This is a genomic window from Vibrio sp. 970 (assembly GCF_033339075.1).
Map to the genome: position 1 here is coordinate 77802 of NZ_JAWOTW010000002.1, position 13022 is coordinate 90823.

Here is a 13022-nt window from a genome sequence, read left to right on the forward strand (position 1 = left end):
ATAAGTGTATTGATGGGAAGAGAAAAACAACACTTCTCAACTTATGAGAAGCAATTAATTTCCATATAAAACAAAACCTCAAAACAACGACCACATAGGTGGATATTTAGAGCGAATGAGACAGGCGGATACACTAGGTTTTAAATTATTACTTTCTCTCTAATGCACTAGGTGTTATACATATATACAACACCATCTCAACCAAGAGATTCACTCATGACTAATTGGCATGATCGCCAACCGATATTTCGACAGTTGGCAGACCAGATCACGCAGCAAATACTGCAAGGTGTCTGGCAAGAAGGCGATGCTCTGCCCTCCGTCCGTAGCATCTCTGCAGATATGAAAATTAACCACCTCACCGTTATGAAAGGCTATCAATTGCTTGTTGATGACGGGCTAGTGGAGAAAAAACGCGGTCAAGGTATGTTTGTCGCTTCAGGAGCAAAGCTCAAATTACTCGCAGACGAGAAGGCACGTTTTCTTCAGCAACAAATTCCGCAGATAGCCGACACAATACAGCGTCTGGATATGTCACTCGACGAATTCATTCAACAACTAAAACCACACTTGAAAGGTGACCAATGAGCGCATTAGTCAGTGTAAACAACGTCTCCAAGCAATATCAGCAACAAGGAGAAGCACTGCATGAAGTGAGTTTCGACCTACATGCAGGACAAGTACTTGGCTTACTCGGCCATAATGGCGCAGGTAAATCAACGCTTATTAATGCCCTACTCGGTGCACATGAATATCAGGGCACTATTCGTATCAACGGATTTGAACCCATTATGCAACGCGACAAGATAATGCAGAGCTTATCCTACATCTCGGATGTCAACGTTCTGCCAGATTGGATGACCGTTGCTCAACTGCTTAACTATACCGAGGGCGTGCATCCAGGGTTCAATCGCGCCCAAGCAGATACGCTACTTCGTCAAACGGACATCAAACCTCGTGCGCGTATCAAATCTTTATCCAAAGGGATGAAGGTGCAATTACACCTCGCGATTGTGATCGCGACCAACACCCAAATCCTCATATTGGATGAACCGACACTCGGGTTAGATCTCGTGTATCGCGAGACGTTTTATCGTCACTTATTGGAATGGTTTCACGACGGCGAGCGCGTGTTGATCATCGCCAGTCATGAAGTATCAGAGATTGAGCACTTGCTGACAGATGTTCTGATTCTTAAGCATGGTCGCCCCGTTCTGCAAACCTCGATGGACAGTATCAGTGAAGACTATTTCATTCTTGAAGCCAACGACGAGCACCGCACACAAATTGAAGCGATGAACCCACTCTCGTCACAAAAAGGCCTCGGTTCAACGAAATGGTTACTCAAAGCCCAGTATGCCCAACAAGCAGAAACAATGGGTTCCATCCATGGGGTGAAGTTAGCGGATCTATTTTTAGCATTGCAGAAGGAGGCAGCGTAATGCGTTCAGTTGTCGCGATGTTGCAAAAAGAGTGGTTAGAAAACCCTCTTGTTTTACGTATTCCACTGTTTGTGTTGGCGTGTGGAGTTATTCTCTTTGTGAGTTTAATGAGTAACGACACTCTACAACACAATATGTTTTTCCAAATGAGCTTTGGTGGCGATGTCAGTGACATTCACAAAGAGCTTGGTGATGATGTCAATATGTTGATTACCGGAGGAGCAGGGCTGCTGTCTATCTTGTTAGCCGTTCAGTACTTCCCAAGAACGCTACGCAAAGAACGGGCGGAAGGCAGCATTATGTTTTGGCGCAGTATGCCTGTCAGTGACATAAAAACCCATTTAGTGAAGCTAGGATTTGGCTTATTGGTGATTCCGCTCGTCTGCTCGGTGCTCGTACTCGCTGCAAATTTAATGTTGTGGTTGCTGAACATCTCTACTGATCACCAATTGGCTTTATTGTACCGCCAAGCCTCGTTAGGTTACGTGCTGCTGCATTGGGGAGAGTTTTTAATCAGAATGTTGTTCGCCGGTATTCTGCTGTTACCGCTGGCATTAACTGCGATGGCTATTTCACAAAAAGTGAACTCACCACTGGTCATTTTGTTTATCGCCATTTATGCGCTGCGTTGGATGCCTATCGCACTTTTTGGTTTCTACGGACTAGATCAGTTTTTCTCCGAAGTGCTTTACCTTCCGCTGCACGCCATTATTACACCAAACCCATTCAATGCCATTCCTCAAGCGGGTTGGTTAAACGTTGGCATATACGCCTTCATTGGTATTCTTGGTTGGACAGCTAGCCTCAAGTTCAGCCGAACTATCCAATAATGCTTCGTTCAATAAACGACCAAACCAAGTCATAAAAAAACGGTCACAACCAGTGTTGTGACCGTTTTATTTCGCCTCTAGGAGCTCATCCACTTAACTTTAACCAAGGAATGAAATGTAGCCTTGCAAGATAATTAAGTTGACGATGTCGATAAAGAAAGCGCCCACAATTGGCACCACCATAAATGCTTGTGGCGACGGGCCAAATCGGTTAACGATCGAACCCATGTTCATTACGGCTGTTGGGGTTGCCCCCAAGCCAAAACCGCAGTGCCCCCCTGCAATAACCGCAGCATCGTAGTTGCTTCCCATCACTTTGAACGTAACATAGTACGTAAAGATTGCTAAGACGACAGACTGCACAGCTAAAATAACCAAGAATGGAATCGCTAGATCGAAGATATTCCATAACTTCAAGCTCATCAGAGCCATCGCTAAGAACAGAGATAGCGATACCGTACCTAACATATCGACCGTTTCGGCATCTAACTTACGAATCTTGGTCACTTCCAAGAAATTCGTAATGATCACACCAATGAATAGCGCATATACGAAGTCTGGAATCATCAGCCATGAGATTTCATACGTGCTTACCCATTGCTCGACATACTTGGCCCCAGTAACACAGATCAGTAGGAAGAAGAGTTTCTCCACCACTTTTTTCGCCGTTACTTTATCTTCTTCGTATTCATTGTAAGTCACCAACTCCGGGAATTTCTCGTGAGTTTTGGCATCTCGACCACCACGACCATACTCAGACTCTATGCTGTTCTTTTCCACCAGACGCTGCGCTACAGGGCTACCAATGATACCGCCGATGATCAAACCAAAAGTCGCTGATGCCATTGCAATTTCTAAGACGTTATCCAATCCATACACGTCTTGAAAGGTTTGTGACCACGCAGCACCTGTACCATGACCACCTGACAGAGTAATCGAGCCAGCAATTAACCCCATCAAAGGATCTAAACCGAGCGCCGCCGCAAGTGAAACGCCAACGCCGTTTTGTATGATGATGTAAAACGATGCGACAGCTAAGAAGATAAAAACCTTCGCACCTCCTTTCATCAACTGAGTGTAATTTGCGGCCAAACCAACTGTCGCAAAAAACATTAACATAAACGTATTTTGTAATGGCAAGTCGAACTCTAAATCGATGCCGTTGAAATGAAGAGCAGTAATCATGCAGGCTACAATAAGACCACCTACAATCGGCTCAGGTATGTTGAATTTCTTTAAAATCGGTAGCTTAGCATTAATAAAATGCCCCAGGAAAAGCACACTGATTGCGACCAAGAAGGACTCCAGTGCACCTACAGATATTAAATGATTCATATCGCCTCTTATTATTGTTCTCTTCATTCTCCGTAATGAATGAGTGTTAGTTTAACCTTCGTTCAATAGCAAATTTTCTCGCTTTATTGTTTCGAAAATACTCAAAAAGTTGGTGTAGATGCGCCTTAGGCTAGTTTAAGGGGCGCTCCTTAAGCGATGTGTCAGTTTTTACGCTGTTAGCAAGCCCTTAAATGTGAAAGGAGCTGATACAGCTCCTTCAAATGGCCCCTCGCAATACCTGTGCGTTATCGCTTGGGGTGTCGTGTTGTGAGTAAATTCTGGGTGACACTTTCTGAACCACTTCGGGCTCCCTTACTTAAACAGAATGTGTCAATTACTATCAAACAAAGTTCCTTCCCGTTGTAACCGCTAAACGCCGAGAGCGCGTTCAAAACAATTGGGTTTGCCTGTTCCTGTCGTAGCTTTTCAACTCTGGCTCATGGTGTATAAACGAGCCGAATCCAAGGAAACTCTCAGGCTGCAACAAACGTTTTCGTCACAACGGAGCAGGATTATAACATATCGCTGATAATTTTCTTCAATTCAGTGACATTCACCAACCCCATAGTTAAACCTTGCAATGATTAACTGCCTATTATCATTTTCACAGATAAAGATCGAAGCACAGTTACTCAGTAAGCTTCTTAGAATACGATGCATAGCTAATAACTTCACCGCCGTTCTTATCCAAGAGGTCTTGATAAACGCCCTAGAGAACCAAGCAGCCGAAATATGCGATGTTATCATGATTGCTTTTCGAGACCGACGTCCCGACTTTGGCTAATGAGTACAACCCCAACTATGCATCAGGCAAAAACATGTATAATTTTTTATACAAGTTATTCAATAACAAGAGTCCCACATGAACATTCATTCGCTTTGCGCTGCGCTATTACTCAGCGTCGTCTCATCAGCTACAGCAGCTGAAAACATTCGTATTCAATATTCTCCCGTAGAGACAACTCATGAAAAAATCGCCCAACAATCGATTCAAAGCAGCGATGTAAACACCATCTTTGCTGAGCTGTCTCAGGCCTACTTTCCATTTGATAAAGCTCTCACGCTGGTTTACGGCGGAGAAGATGGTCCAATGTATGACCCTGATACACACACAATATACGTTCCTTACACTTTTTATTTGGAGTCGCTCAATTACTTCTCCAATAATCAGTATGAAGAACGCTTCGGAAAATCCCCAAAAACAGGGGCGCTAGATACGTTATTGCACACTTTACTTCATGAAGCTGGACATGCTTACATCGAAGATCAAAGCATCCCTGTTCTCGGAAAAGAAGAAGATGCGGTCGATAATTTTGCCACTATTTTAATGATTGACTTCCTAGAAGATGGCGCAGATATGGCCATTAGCGCCGCCGACATGTTCGCATTCGAATCCGACGACAGACCGGACTACTACGATTTTGGCGAGTACATTGACGAACACAGCTTTGATTTGCAGCGTTACTTTTCAACGTTATGTCTGGTGTACGGTAGTGATCCTGAGCAATACAAAGCCTTACTCGATGAAGTAGAAAAAGACTACCTGCGTGATCGCAAAGAGTTCTGCCAATTCAATTACGGCAACATTCGCGACAATTGGCTGCATTACTTGCAAAACAATGAACCAAAAGAAAATTCGCCACGTAAAAGCGATTAGAAAATCTCAAACAAGAAAACCGCAATGACAAAACTCACCATATTTTATGACGGAACCTGCCCGCTTTGTGCCAAAGAGATGAAGGCGCTAAAACAACGCGATGCCAAGCAGCAAATCAAAACCGTCGATATCTATAGTGATGCATTCGCAGATTATCCGCAGATCGATCCGGAGCAAGCCAACACCATTTTGCACGCCCTTAACGATAAGGGGGAGCTGCTGCTTGGGTTGGATGTGACTCATCGCGCATGGCAACTGGTCGGTCGCGGTTGGTTGTATGCACCGCTGCGTTGGCGCGTTGTCAAACCTGTTGCGGATTGGCTTTACCTCAAATTTGCCAAAAACCGCTACCGCGTCTCCTACTGGTTAACGGGCACTTCTCGCTGCAATAACGGTTCGTGTTCACGTTAATTGTGATCCTGCTTAAAAATGCTACGACCTTAGTCTAAATTTATAAACTTCCAGTACTTCTGATTGATTAACTCGGTTAATCTCTAAGCATTACAACAATAAGTATTAATAATTTTATCAGGCAAGCTTATTCAGCTTGTCACTTGTAACGCTGCGCCGAGAGAAGGACGTCTCTATGAATCTGACGATCAGAAAACGACTATATATCCTTTCAATAATTCCAATTCTAACCATGGCAATAGGCATGATGTGGTTCACCTATCTACAAACCACAGCCTACAACGAACACGAGATTGAGCAGACTCGAAGTCAAATGATGGAGATGAAAAAAGCCGAGCTCAAAAACTACGTCCAAATGGCGCGCTCCGCCGTCGAACCACTACTCGCTCAAAATGCCCCACTTGAAGAAGCATTGCCTATCTTGAAACAGTTGGAGTTTGGTCAATCCGGCTACATCTTCGGTTACGATTCAAAAGGCGTGCGTGTCGTGGTGGGTAAAAACACCAAAGGCATCGGAGAGAACTTCTATAACTTGCAGGACAAGAAAGGCAATTACCTGATTCAGGATTTGATCAAAAATTCCAAAACTGGTGAGTTCACGACTTATTACTTCCCGAAACTCGGTCAGAACGAAGCACTACCGAAATTGAGCTACTCAGTCTTTATTCCTGAATGGGATTTAATGTTGGGTACGGGCTTCTACACTGACGATATCGACGCGATTGTGGCAAACATGGAAGAAGCCGCGCATCAGGCCCTCAACACCACACTGACGGCAATTGCTCTGTTCTGTGTTTCGATTGCAGCTATCGTCGCGGTCTTCGCTGTGTTTGTTAACCGCAGCATCATGAAGCCTATTGAGCAGTTTGATGCCTCAATCCACTCTTTCGCGCAAGGCGATGCAGACTTAACCGCGCGGATGGAAGAATCAAGCGTACCTGAATTCACTCAGCTGAGCCGTAATTTCAATATCTTCGTTGAAAGCCTGCAAGGCATCATCAAGAGTGTTAGCCACGTAGGGCAAGAAGTGGTTTCAGAGACCAACGACATGTCACAGCGAGCGTCGCAAGTGGACGAATTGGCTTCAGGTCAACGTGAAGAAACCGAACAAGTCGCTGCGGCAATGACCGAGATGACAGCAACGGCGCACGAGATTTCCAGCAACGCTAACCAAGCGGCGCAATCCGCCAAAGACGCTGATGATAACTCACAGCAAGCAAAACACATTGTTGATTCCGCAGCGAGCTCTGTCGAAGCGCTCGCACTAGAAGTGTCGGAAGCCAGCACGGTGATTTCTCGCTTAGAAAGCGATGTACAAAACATTTCTTCTTCGCTAGAAGTGATTCAAGACATCGCCGAGCAAACCAACCTATTGGCACTAAACGCAGCCATTGAAGCAGCCCGTGCAGGCGAACAAGGTCGCGGCTTCGCAGTCGTTGCCGATGAAGTTCGAAAATTGGCGAGTCGCACTCAAGACAGCACAGGCGAAATTCACCAAATGATTGAGCAGTTGAAGTCTGGCTCGGATGCAGCAGTGAAAGCCATGGGTTCAAGTCAAGCGCGTGGTGAAGCAACGGTTGAGGAAGCACGAGCTGCCTCTGCCGCACTGCAAGAAATCCAAGCCGCAATTGCTAACATCATGGACATGAACACCTTGATCGCAACGGCAACCGAAGAGCAAAGCCAAGTTGGGCAAGAGATTTCACAACGTATTGAAGTGATCTCTCAACAAAGCAGCCAATCGGCACACCTTGCCAACCAAAACCGTGCAGGCAGTGGCAACCTTAACCACAAAGCTAACGAGCTGTACGACTTGGTCGGTCGCTTTACGGTTTAACGCTTTCCTCCCCCTTACACCTTGCAAACAGCGACGCCAAAACGTCGCTGTTTTTATTTCTGCTATCCTCAGAAGTCTTAGCTATAATGCCGCCAACTTAGCACCTACAAGGGCAAACCAGATGATTATTATGACCACCAATTTCGGTGACATCGAGATTGAACTGAACCTAGAACGAGCACCAGTTAGCTCAAAGAACTTCAAAAAATACTGTGAAGATGGCTTCTACAACGGCACTATTTTCCACCGCGTTATCGACGGCTTTATGATCCAAGGTGGCGGTCACACCGAAGACATGGCAGAAAAGCCAACGCGCGCCCCGATCGCGAACGAAGCAAACCGTGGTCTTAAGAACCTTGTTGGCACTATCGCAATGGCGCGTACCGATGCACCGCACTCTGCAACGGCACAGTTCTTCATTAACTTGGAAGACAATGATTTCCTAGACCACACTGCAACTACCAACCTAGGCTGGGGCTACGCCGTGTTTGGTAAAGTGACCGCGGGTATGGATGTCGTAAATCGCATCGCGAAAGTGAAAACGACCTCTAAGCTTGGTCACGATGATGTGCCATGCGATCCAATCATTATTGAGAAAGTGACAGTCAGCGAATAAGCCCATTCATCTCTTCGGAGAAATCGTCGCTATAAAACAATAAAAGCGCCTAACGTTATATGACTTAGGCGCTTTTTGTTTTCGTTGCTGAAACAAATGAGCAGCGAGTTTACAGTGTAAAGAGTGAGCAGTTCTAGCGATTACATTCCTTTGAATAAACTTTGAGATGCACGGCTCACAGGGAGCTTGTTTTCTCCAACGTGCACAAACATTCTGCCAGCAAAGTCTTTGTTTACTTTGCTAATTTTGCACACTTGCACCACGCTTGAACGGTGCACTTGCCAGAACTGTTCTGGGTTAAGCTGCCCTATCAACTCTTTCAACGATGTACGAATCAAATACTCCTGCACTTTGCCTTGTCCTTGTTGGGCATACACAGAAACGTATTTTTCTTCCGCTTTGAAATACAACACATCAGACGTGGCGATCAGATGAATATCTTCCCCTTGCGTCGCTTTGATCCACTGAAGATATTGCGGCGTTTGTGGAGCGGATAATTGCTGCAACTGTTCTAACAGGCTGCTCATCTGCACATTACTGCTTTCTTGCTCTCGCTTAGCAAGGCGTGCTTTCACTCTTTCACACGTCGTCAGAAGGCGCTCATCAGAGATAGGCTTGAGCAAATAATCGGCGGCATTTTGCTCAAAAGCTTTGATGGCGTAATCATCGTACGCAGTGACAAACACAATCAAAGGTGGATTGGCGAGTTGATTGAGTTTTTGCGCTAATGTCATGCCATCCAAAACTGGCATACGAATATCGAGAAACGCAATATCAGGTTGGTTTTGCTCAATGGCTTGCAACGCTTGTTCACCATCGGCGACTTTGGCTATCACCTCTAGCTCTGGCCACACTTCAGCTAGGCTTTTATCAAGATGACGCCTCAATAGCGGTTCATCATCAGCAATAATGGCAGTAAACCCTGTATTCATTCCTTTCTTCCTTGATTACGATTCCATTGGCCAGCTCAGGCGAACACAAACGCCACCCTGAACAGACTCACTGATAGAAACCTCTCCTTGCCCTGCGAACAAAGCTTCAACTCGCTGCTTGAGATTACTTAGACCCACGCCAGAGCCCATGTGACCACTCACGTGATTCAAGCCAACACCCGTGTCTCTGACTTCAATCTTCAAGTTCTGTTGTTCGCGCTTGATGAGCAAGCTGACTTCACCACCCTCTCGCTTCGGCTCAATACCATGGATGATGGCGTTTTCGATTAAAGGTTGGAGCATCATCGGCGGTAATTCGGTTCTGCCTAACCCCTCTTCCACTTCAATCTTGTAACTGAGTCGGTCACCCAAACGAGTTTGTTGGATGCCTAAGTAAGCCTCAAGTAACGCCGTTTCATTGTCTATGGTGGTGTGTTCTTCGCGTGAGCTTTTTAGCGTTGCACGCAGTAGCGCGGTTAACTGTTCTAGCATCAGCTTGGCTTTATCGACATCTTGCGACATGAGCGCGCTGATATTTGCCAAAGTATTGAATAAGAAATGCGGTTCAATCTGGCTTTGCATCTGCTTAAGCTGACTTAGCAACAGCGCACGATCTTGCTCTGCTTTCTCGCGCTTGATGGCTTCCAACTCTCGTTGAGCAACCGCCTCTTTCTCACGCGAGTAAAAATAGAAATAACACATACCGCTAAACAGTAATCCCATTAAGCCAACAGGGATCATATCGGAGATACCAAAATACTCTCCGAGCCAAAATTGCGCATTAATCACCCCAAACAATAAACAGGCAACAAGCGAACACACCACTTCTATCATACGTGGGATGGTTGGAAATAAACGGTCAATCAACCATGAGAAGAAGATAGCCGAATAGCCAAATCCAAAGCTAACCGCCACATGAATGTAAAATGGACCGCCCCAAACCGAGAGCGTCATTGCTGCGATAAAGAGACAAAATGCCGTGGTCACTAATAAGCTACGCGGCCATCCACTTTTCACCACTGATTTTGCTGAACACATTTAGAATTTCCCTTTGATGTTAAATACAATCATATGCTTATCATTGATTTGTGCGTAAGCAGATTGGTCGTCTCCGGTTAAAAAGCGTGCGGCAACTTCCACTTCTACACTTTGATCGCCGGTATCAATCCATTGGTAGTTAAGCCACTGCGTGACAATCACACCGCCATCTTGGGGCGACAGCATCACATCCAACGTAGGGGTTACATCACTTAGCCAGCCCATATTCGCTTTGCCGTTCCATGCAGCCCATGCTTCCACATCCCAACTCCAGTGCAGCATTAGGCTATGCTGAACGATATTGGCATGCCGCCAGATAGGTTATCGGGCATGTGATGAATAAACTCACCCAAGCCAACGTGTTCTAGCATTTGTGTGGCGAGCTCGGTTTGTTCTGCTTTTGAAAAGCCATTGAGATGCAGCGGATACGCCACGTTCTCCAACGCTGTCATCACAGGGACAAGATTGAATTTTTGAAATACAAAGCCAAGCTTTTCACGGCGCATTTTCGCCGCCTGCATTTGTCCAGTTGGGTATGGGTTGCCTGCAAACGTCACCTGACCTTGGTATTGAGTATCCAGCATGCCAAGCACGTTAAGTAGGGTGCTTTTGCCTGAACCAGACGGTCCGCATAATGCCACCATTTCGCCAGCAAATACTTCCCCAGACACCTCTCGCAATGCACGCACCGTTTGGCTGCCAAGGGCGTAATCGCGGCTAAGTTGATTAAAAACGATCATGACGCCTCCCTAATACTTGGCTAACAACGCTTTCGCGGTTTGCGTTTCTAGATTGCTGTCGCCCAATTGCTCCATTTGCGCTAACCATATTTTGGCTTGTTGAACATCTTCAGCGCGCAGTGCCGCTTCAATGGCATAACGGTAAATCCACGAAGTAGCCGCGAAAGGTTGTTGGCTAAAACTCGGTTCATCGAGCAGAGAAAGGTACAGCTCGTAGCCACGCTCAAAGTGATTGAACATGTCTGGCAGAGAGGTAACCATGGCGGTAGCTAGCTGGTATTCCGGCAAGCCTTGTAAGCGTTGTTGCTCTTGCAGTGGTACTGGCTGATTCGCCATTAAATCCAAACCTTTTTGGATTGTGGCAAGACCACGCTCGGTAAACTTCATCTTGTTCCAAGGCATAAACGCCTCACGACCTTGCAACGTCTCCGCACTGCCTAAGTAAACCAAGGTCACTGGCGTTGCGCCCTGCTCTTCGAGTTGTTTGGATAATTCGCCGTAAACGGTATCAACTAAGCCAGAGTCACCTTGCGCTGCTTGGTTGAATTGACTGAGTGTGCGCTCGCTTGGATTAGCCAGAGCCAAATTGCTGCTGAGTGCAAATGCGGCGATAAACGTACTTGCCAGTTTAAGAGCTTTGATTGAGCGAGATTGAGAAACCATCATGTACTGTCCTTAGTTGAACGTGATTTGATGGTTTCAGGTTAAGGGAGAAGATCGCACGCTGCTTTTGCATGCGACCAATGGCAGTTATGCGGAGTGAATGGTATTGAGAGAGGATGAATGACATTCACTTAAACAGAAAATACAATTCCGTTCATTCGTAACGCTACATTTTTACGGCAGTCACAATAAAAACACTGGCTTAAAATCTGAGGCTAGTGTATTTATCCATCCCACAACTACCCATAACAGACAGTGCGCACTCTCCTTTCTTACACACCTTTACATGGTGTCTGTTGTTTCCAAATCGAGATTCTTAGCATCGGAATAGTTTGAACTCTTCGAGTTTTAGTTGTTTTCGCACTCAAAATAGGTGCGTTATTAGGTCGTTGACAATGAATAAGCGTTATTTCCCAAGAGTTGATTTGCCACTACTCATGGCGATCATTCCGATCATGCTGTTAAGTTCGCTCACTCTCTGGAGTGCCAGTAGCTTTAATGAGGCGATGCTCTTCAAACATTTGGCGCGCTGCGGACTGACATTAGTTTGCATCTTGGTCATGTCCTCGATTCCAGCGTCCAGCTATCAGCGCTCAGCTCCATATCTCTACATTATTGCGGTTGCGCTACTACTTGCTGTTGCTTTATTTGGTGATAGCACCAATGGCTCTCAACTTTGGCTCGATATCGGCTTCTTCCGCTTTCAACCGTCTGAACTAATCAAACTTTCCATTCCAATCATGATCGCCTGGATGCTTCATATTGAAGGAGGTCGACCAAACAATCGGAAAATTGCGTTTTGCTTACTTATTACAATGATTCCTGCCGGGTTAATCGCGCTACAACCGGATTTAGACGGTGCAGTTTTTACCATCATTTATGCATTGTTCGTTTTGTTTTTGGCTGGCATGAGCTGGAAAATAATCTGCGGGTTTATTGCAAGCATTTTAACGTTAGCACCTATTTTATGGTTCTTCGTTATGGAAACCTATCAAAAGAGCCGTGTAACACAGTTCTTGCACCCTGAGTCCGATCCACTGGATTCGGGCTACCAAATCATCCAATCTTTGATTGCGATTGGCTCAGGCGGTATGAAAGGCAAAGGTTGGATGAATGCAACGCAGGGAACACTTGGCTTTATTCCAGAAAGTCATACGGACTTTATTTTTTCGACCTATGCGGAAGAATGGGGCTTTGTTGGCAGTTTAGTCTTACTCGCATTGTACTTGTTTATTACTGCACGCGTTATGTTGCTTGCATGTCAGTCTGACCACTTTTTTAGTCGGCTGGTAAGTGGCGCATTAGCGATGAGCTTTTTTCTGTATGCTTTTATCAATACGGGCATGGTGAGTGGCTTGTTGCCAGTAATGGGTAGCCCACTTCCCTTCTTTAGCTATGGCGGCACGGCGATGCTAACTCAAGGTATCTGTTTTGGTGTAATCATGTCGCTGTGTTATTCCAAATATCGTAACGCATAGCTCTGCTTGAGAAAAAGCGATCAAAAAAAGGCTTCCCTGAGGA

At 45.6% G+C, this 13022-nt stretch carries 12 protein-coding genes and 2 pseudogenes; 8 read left to right on the forward strand and 6 right to left on the reverse strand.

Annotation, left to right across the window (positions count from 1 at the left end):
* Window positions 1-216: 216 nt before the first annotated feature.
* Genes R7Q11_RS02945 through R7Q11_RS02955 form a run of 3 tightly spaced genes read left to right on the forward strand, consistent with a single transcriptional unit; the run spans window position 217 to window position 2272 of the window.
* On the forward strand, window positions 217-588 hold the full coding sequence (locus R7Q11_RS02945; RefSeq protein WP_005374444.1) for a GntR family transcriptional regulator: 372 nt from the start codon (window positions 217-219) through the stop codon (window positions 586-588).
* Complete coding sequence (locus tag R7Q11_RS02950) at window positions 585-1442, forward strand: ABC transporter ATP-binding protein (RefSeq protein ID WP_005383221.1); 858 nt, start codon at window positions 585-587, stop codon at window positions 1440-1442. Before R7Q11_RS02945 ends, R7Q11_RS02950 begins: the two co-directional genes overlap by 4 nt.
* Window positions 1442-2272, forward strand: coding sequence for a hypothetical protein (locus R7Q11_RS02955; protein WP_054576512.1), 831 nt, complete (start codon window positions 1442-1444; stop codon window positions 2270-2272). The genes R7Q11_RS02950 and R7Q11_RS02955 overlap by 1 nt, the downstream gene beginning before the upstream one ends.
* A 99-nt stretch (window positions 2273-2371) precedes the next feature.
* Here the strand turns inward: R7Q11_RS02955 and gltS are convergent, their stop codons facing one another.
* Entirely contained in the window at window positions 2372-3607 is a 1236-nt protein-coding gene (gene gltS, locus R7Q11_RS02960) for a sodium/glutamate symporter (protein WP_005374448.1), read from the reverse strand.
* 862 nt (window positions 3608-4469) lie between these two features.
* Here gltS and R7Q11_RS02965 point away from each other — a divergent pair.
* The 4 genes from R7Q11_RS02965 to R7Q11_RS02980 all read left to right on the forward strand — a co-directional run bounded on the left by R7Q11_RS02965 (window position 4470) and on the right by R7Q11_RS02980 (window position 8128).
* Window positions 4470-5264 carry a DUF4344 domain-containing metallopeptidase gene (locus R7Q11_RS02965; RefSeq protein ID WP_005383215.1) on the forward strand — a complete coding sequence of 265 codons (795 nt, stop codon included), beginning with the start codon at window positions 4470-4472 and terminating at the stop codon, window positions 5262-5264.
* 24 nt (window positions 5265-5288) lie between these two features.
* A complete protein-coding gene (locus R7Q11_RS02970; RefSeq protein ID WP_225466160.1) occupies window positions 5289-5675 on the forward strand; it encodes a thiol-disulfide oxidoreductase DCC family protein in 387 nt (128 codons plus the stop codon).
* Between the two features lie 175 nt (window positions 5676-5850).
* Window positions 5851-7512: a methyl-accepting chemotaxis protein gene (locus R7Q11_RS02975; protein ID WP_114092547.1), complete on the forward strand. Its 1662-nt coding sequence runs from the start codon at window positions 5851-5853 to the stop codon at window positions 7510-7512.
* Between the two features lie 121 nt (window positions 7513-7633).
* Window positions 7634-8128 carry a peptidylprolyl isomerase gene (locus tag R7Q11_RS02980; RefSeq protein WP_005448882.1) on the forward strand — a complete coding sequence of 165 codons (495 nt, stop codon included), beginning with the start codon at window positions 7634-7636 and terminating at the stop codon, window positions 8126-8128.
* Window positions 8129-8268: 140 nt separating this feature from the next.
* On the opposite strand, the gene R7Q11_RS02985 is transcribed toward R7Q11_RS02980, so the two are convergent.
* The 5 genes and pseudogenes from R7Q11_RS02985 to R7Q11_RS03005 all read right to left on the reverse strand — a co-directional run bounded on the left by R7Q11_RS02985 (window position 8269) and on the right by R7Q11_RS03005 (window position 11504).
* Window positions 8269-9060, reverse strand: a complete 792-nt coding sequence (locus tag R7Q11_RS02985; protein ID WP_045371237.1) for a LytR/AlgR family response regulator transcription factor — start codon at window positions 9058-9060, stop codon at window positions 8269-8271.
* A gap of 15 nt (window positions 9061-9075) precedes the next feature.
* A complete protein-coding gene (locus tag R7Q11_RS02990) occupies window positions 9076-10098 on the reverse strand; it encodes a sensor histidine kinase (RefSeq protein ID WP_170889910.1) in 1023 nt (340 codons plus the stop codon).
* Window positions 10099-10413, reverse strand: a pseudogene (locus R7Q11_RS02995) (hypothetical protein); the annotation flags it as partial. It lies immediately after the preceding gene.
* A pseudogene (locus R7Q11_RS03000) lies at window positions 10383-10838 on the reverse strand (ABC transporter ATP-binding protein); the annotation flags it as partial. The pseudogenes R7Q11_RS03000 and R7Q11_RS02995, both read right to left, overlap by 31 nt.
* A gap of 9 nt (window positions 10839-10847) precedes the next feature.
* Complete coding sequence (locus R7Q11_RS03005; protein ID WP_225466161.1) at window positions 10848-11504, reverse strand: hypothetical protein; 657 nt, start codon at window positions 11502-11504, stop codon at window positions 10848-10850.
* Window positions 11505-11896: 392 nt separating this feature from the next.
* Here R7Q11_RS03005 and rodA point away from each other — a divergent pair, with 392 nt between their 5' ends.
* Entirely contained in the window at window positions 11897-12979 is a 1083-nt protein-coding gene (gene rodA / locus R7Q11_RS03010) for a rod shape-determining protein RodA (RefSeq protein WP_225466162.1), read from the forward strand.
* Window positions 12980-13022 lie beyond the last annotated feature (43 nt).

Bases quoted from the DNA above. Each gene is read 5' to 3' on its own strand.
- R7Q11_RS02975 (WP_114092547.1), top strand. From the start codon at position 5,851: ATGAATCTGACGATCAGAAAACGACTATATATCCTTTCAATAATTCCA.
- R7Q11_RS02945 (WP_005374444.1), top strand. From the start codon at position 217: ATGACTAATTGGCATGATCGCCAACCGATATTTCGACAGTTGGCAGAC.
- R7Q11_RS02965 (WP_005383215.1), top strand. From the start codon at position 4,470: ATGAACATTCATTCGCTTTGCGCTGCGCTATTACTCAGCGTCGTCTCA.
- R7Q11_RS03005 (WP_225466161.1), bottom strand. From the start codon at position 11,504: ATGATGGTTTCTCAATCTCGCTCAATCAAAGCTCTTAAACTGGCAAGT.
- rodA (WP_225466162.1), top strand. From the start codon at position 11,897: ATGAATAAGCGTTATTTCCCAAGAGTTGATTTGCCACTACTCATGGCG.
- R7Q11_RS02985 (WP_045371237.1), bottom strand. From the start codon at position 9,060: ATGAATACAGGGTTTACTGCCATTATTGCTGATGATGAACCGCTATTG.
- R7Q11_RS02980 (WP_005448882.1), top strand. From the start codon at position 7,634: ATGATTATTATGACCACCAATTTCGGTGACATCGAGATTGAACTGAAC.
- gltS (WP_005374448.1), bottom strand. From the start codon at position 3,607: ATGAATCATTTAATATCTGTAGGTGCACTGGAGTCCTTCTTGGTCGCA.
- R7Q11_RS02950 (WP_005383221.1), top strand. From the start codon at position 585: ATGAGCGCATTAGTCAGTGTAAACAACGTCTCCAAGCAATATCAGCAA.
- R7Q11_RS02990 (WP_170889910.1), bottom strand. From the start codon at position 10,098: ATGTGTTCAGCAAAATCAGTGGTGAAAAGTGGATGGCCGCGTAGCTTA.
- R7Q11_RS02970 (WP_225466160.1), top strand. From the start codon at position 5,289: ATGACAAAACTCACCATATTTTATGACGGAACCTGCCCGCTTTGTGCC.
- R7Q11_RS02955 (WP_054576512.1), top strand. From the start codon at position 1,442: ATGCGTTCAGTTGTCGCGATGTTGCAAAAAGAGTGGTTAGAAAACCCT.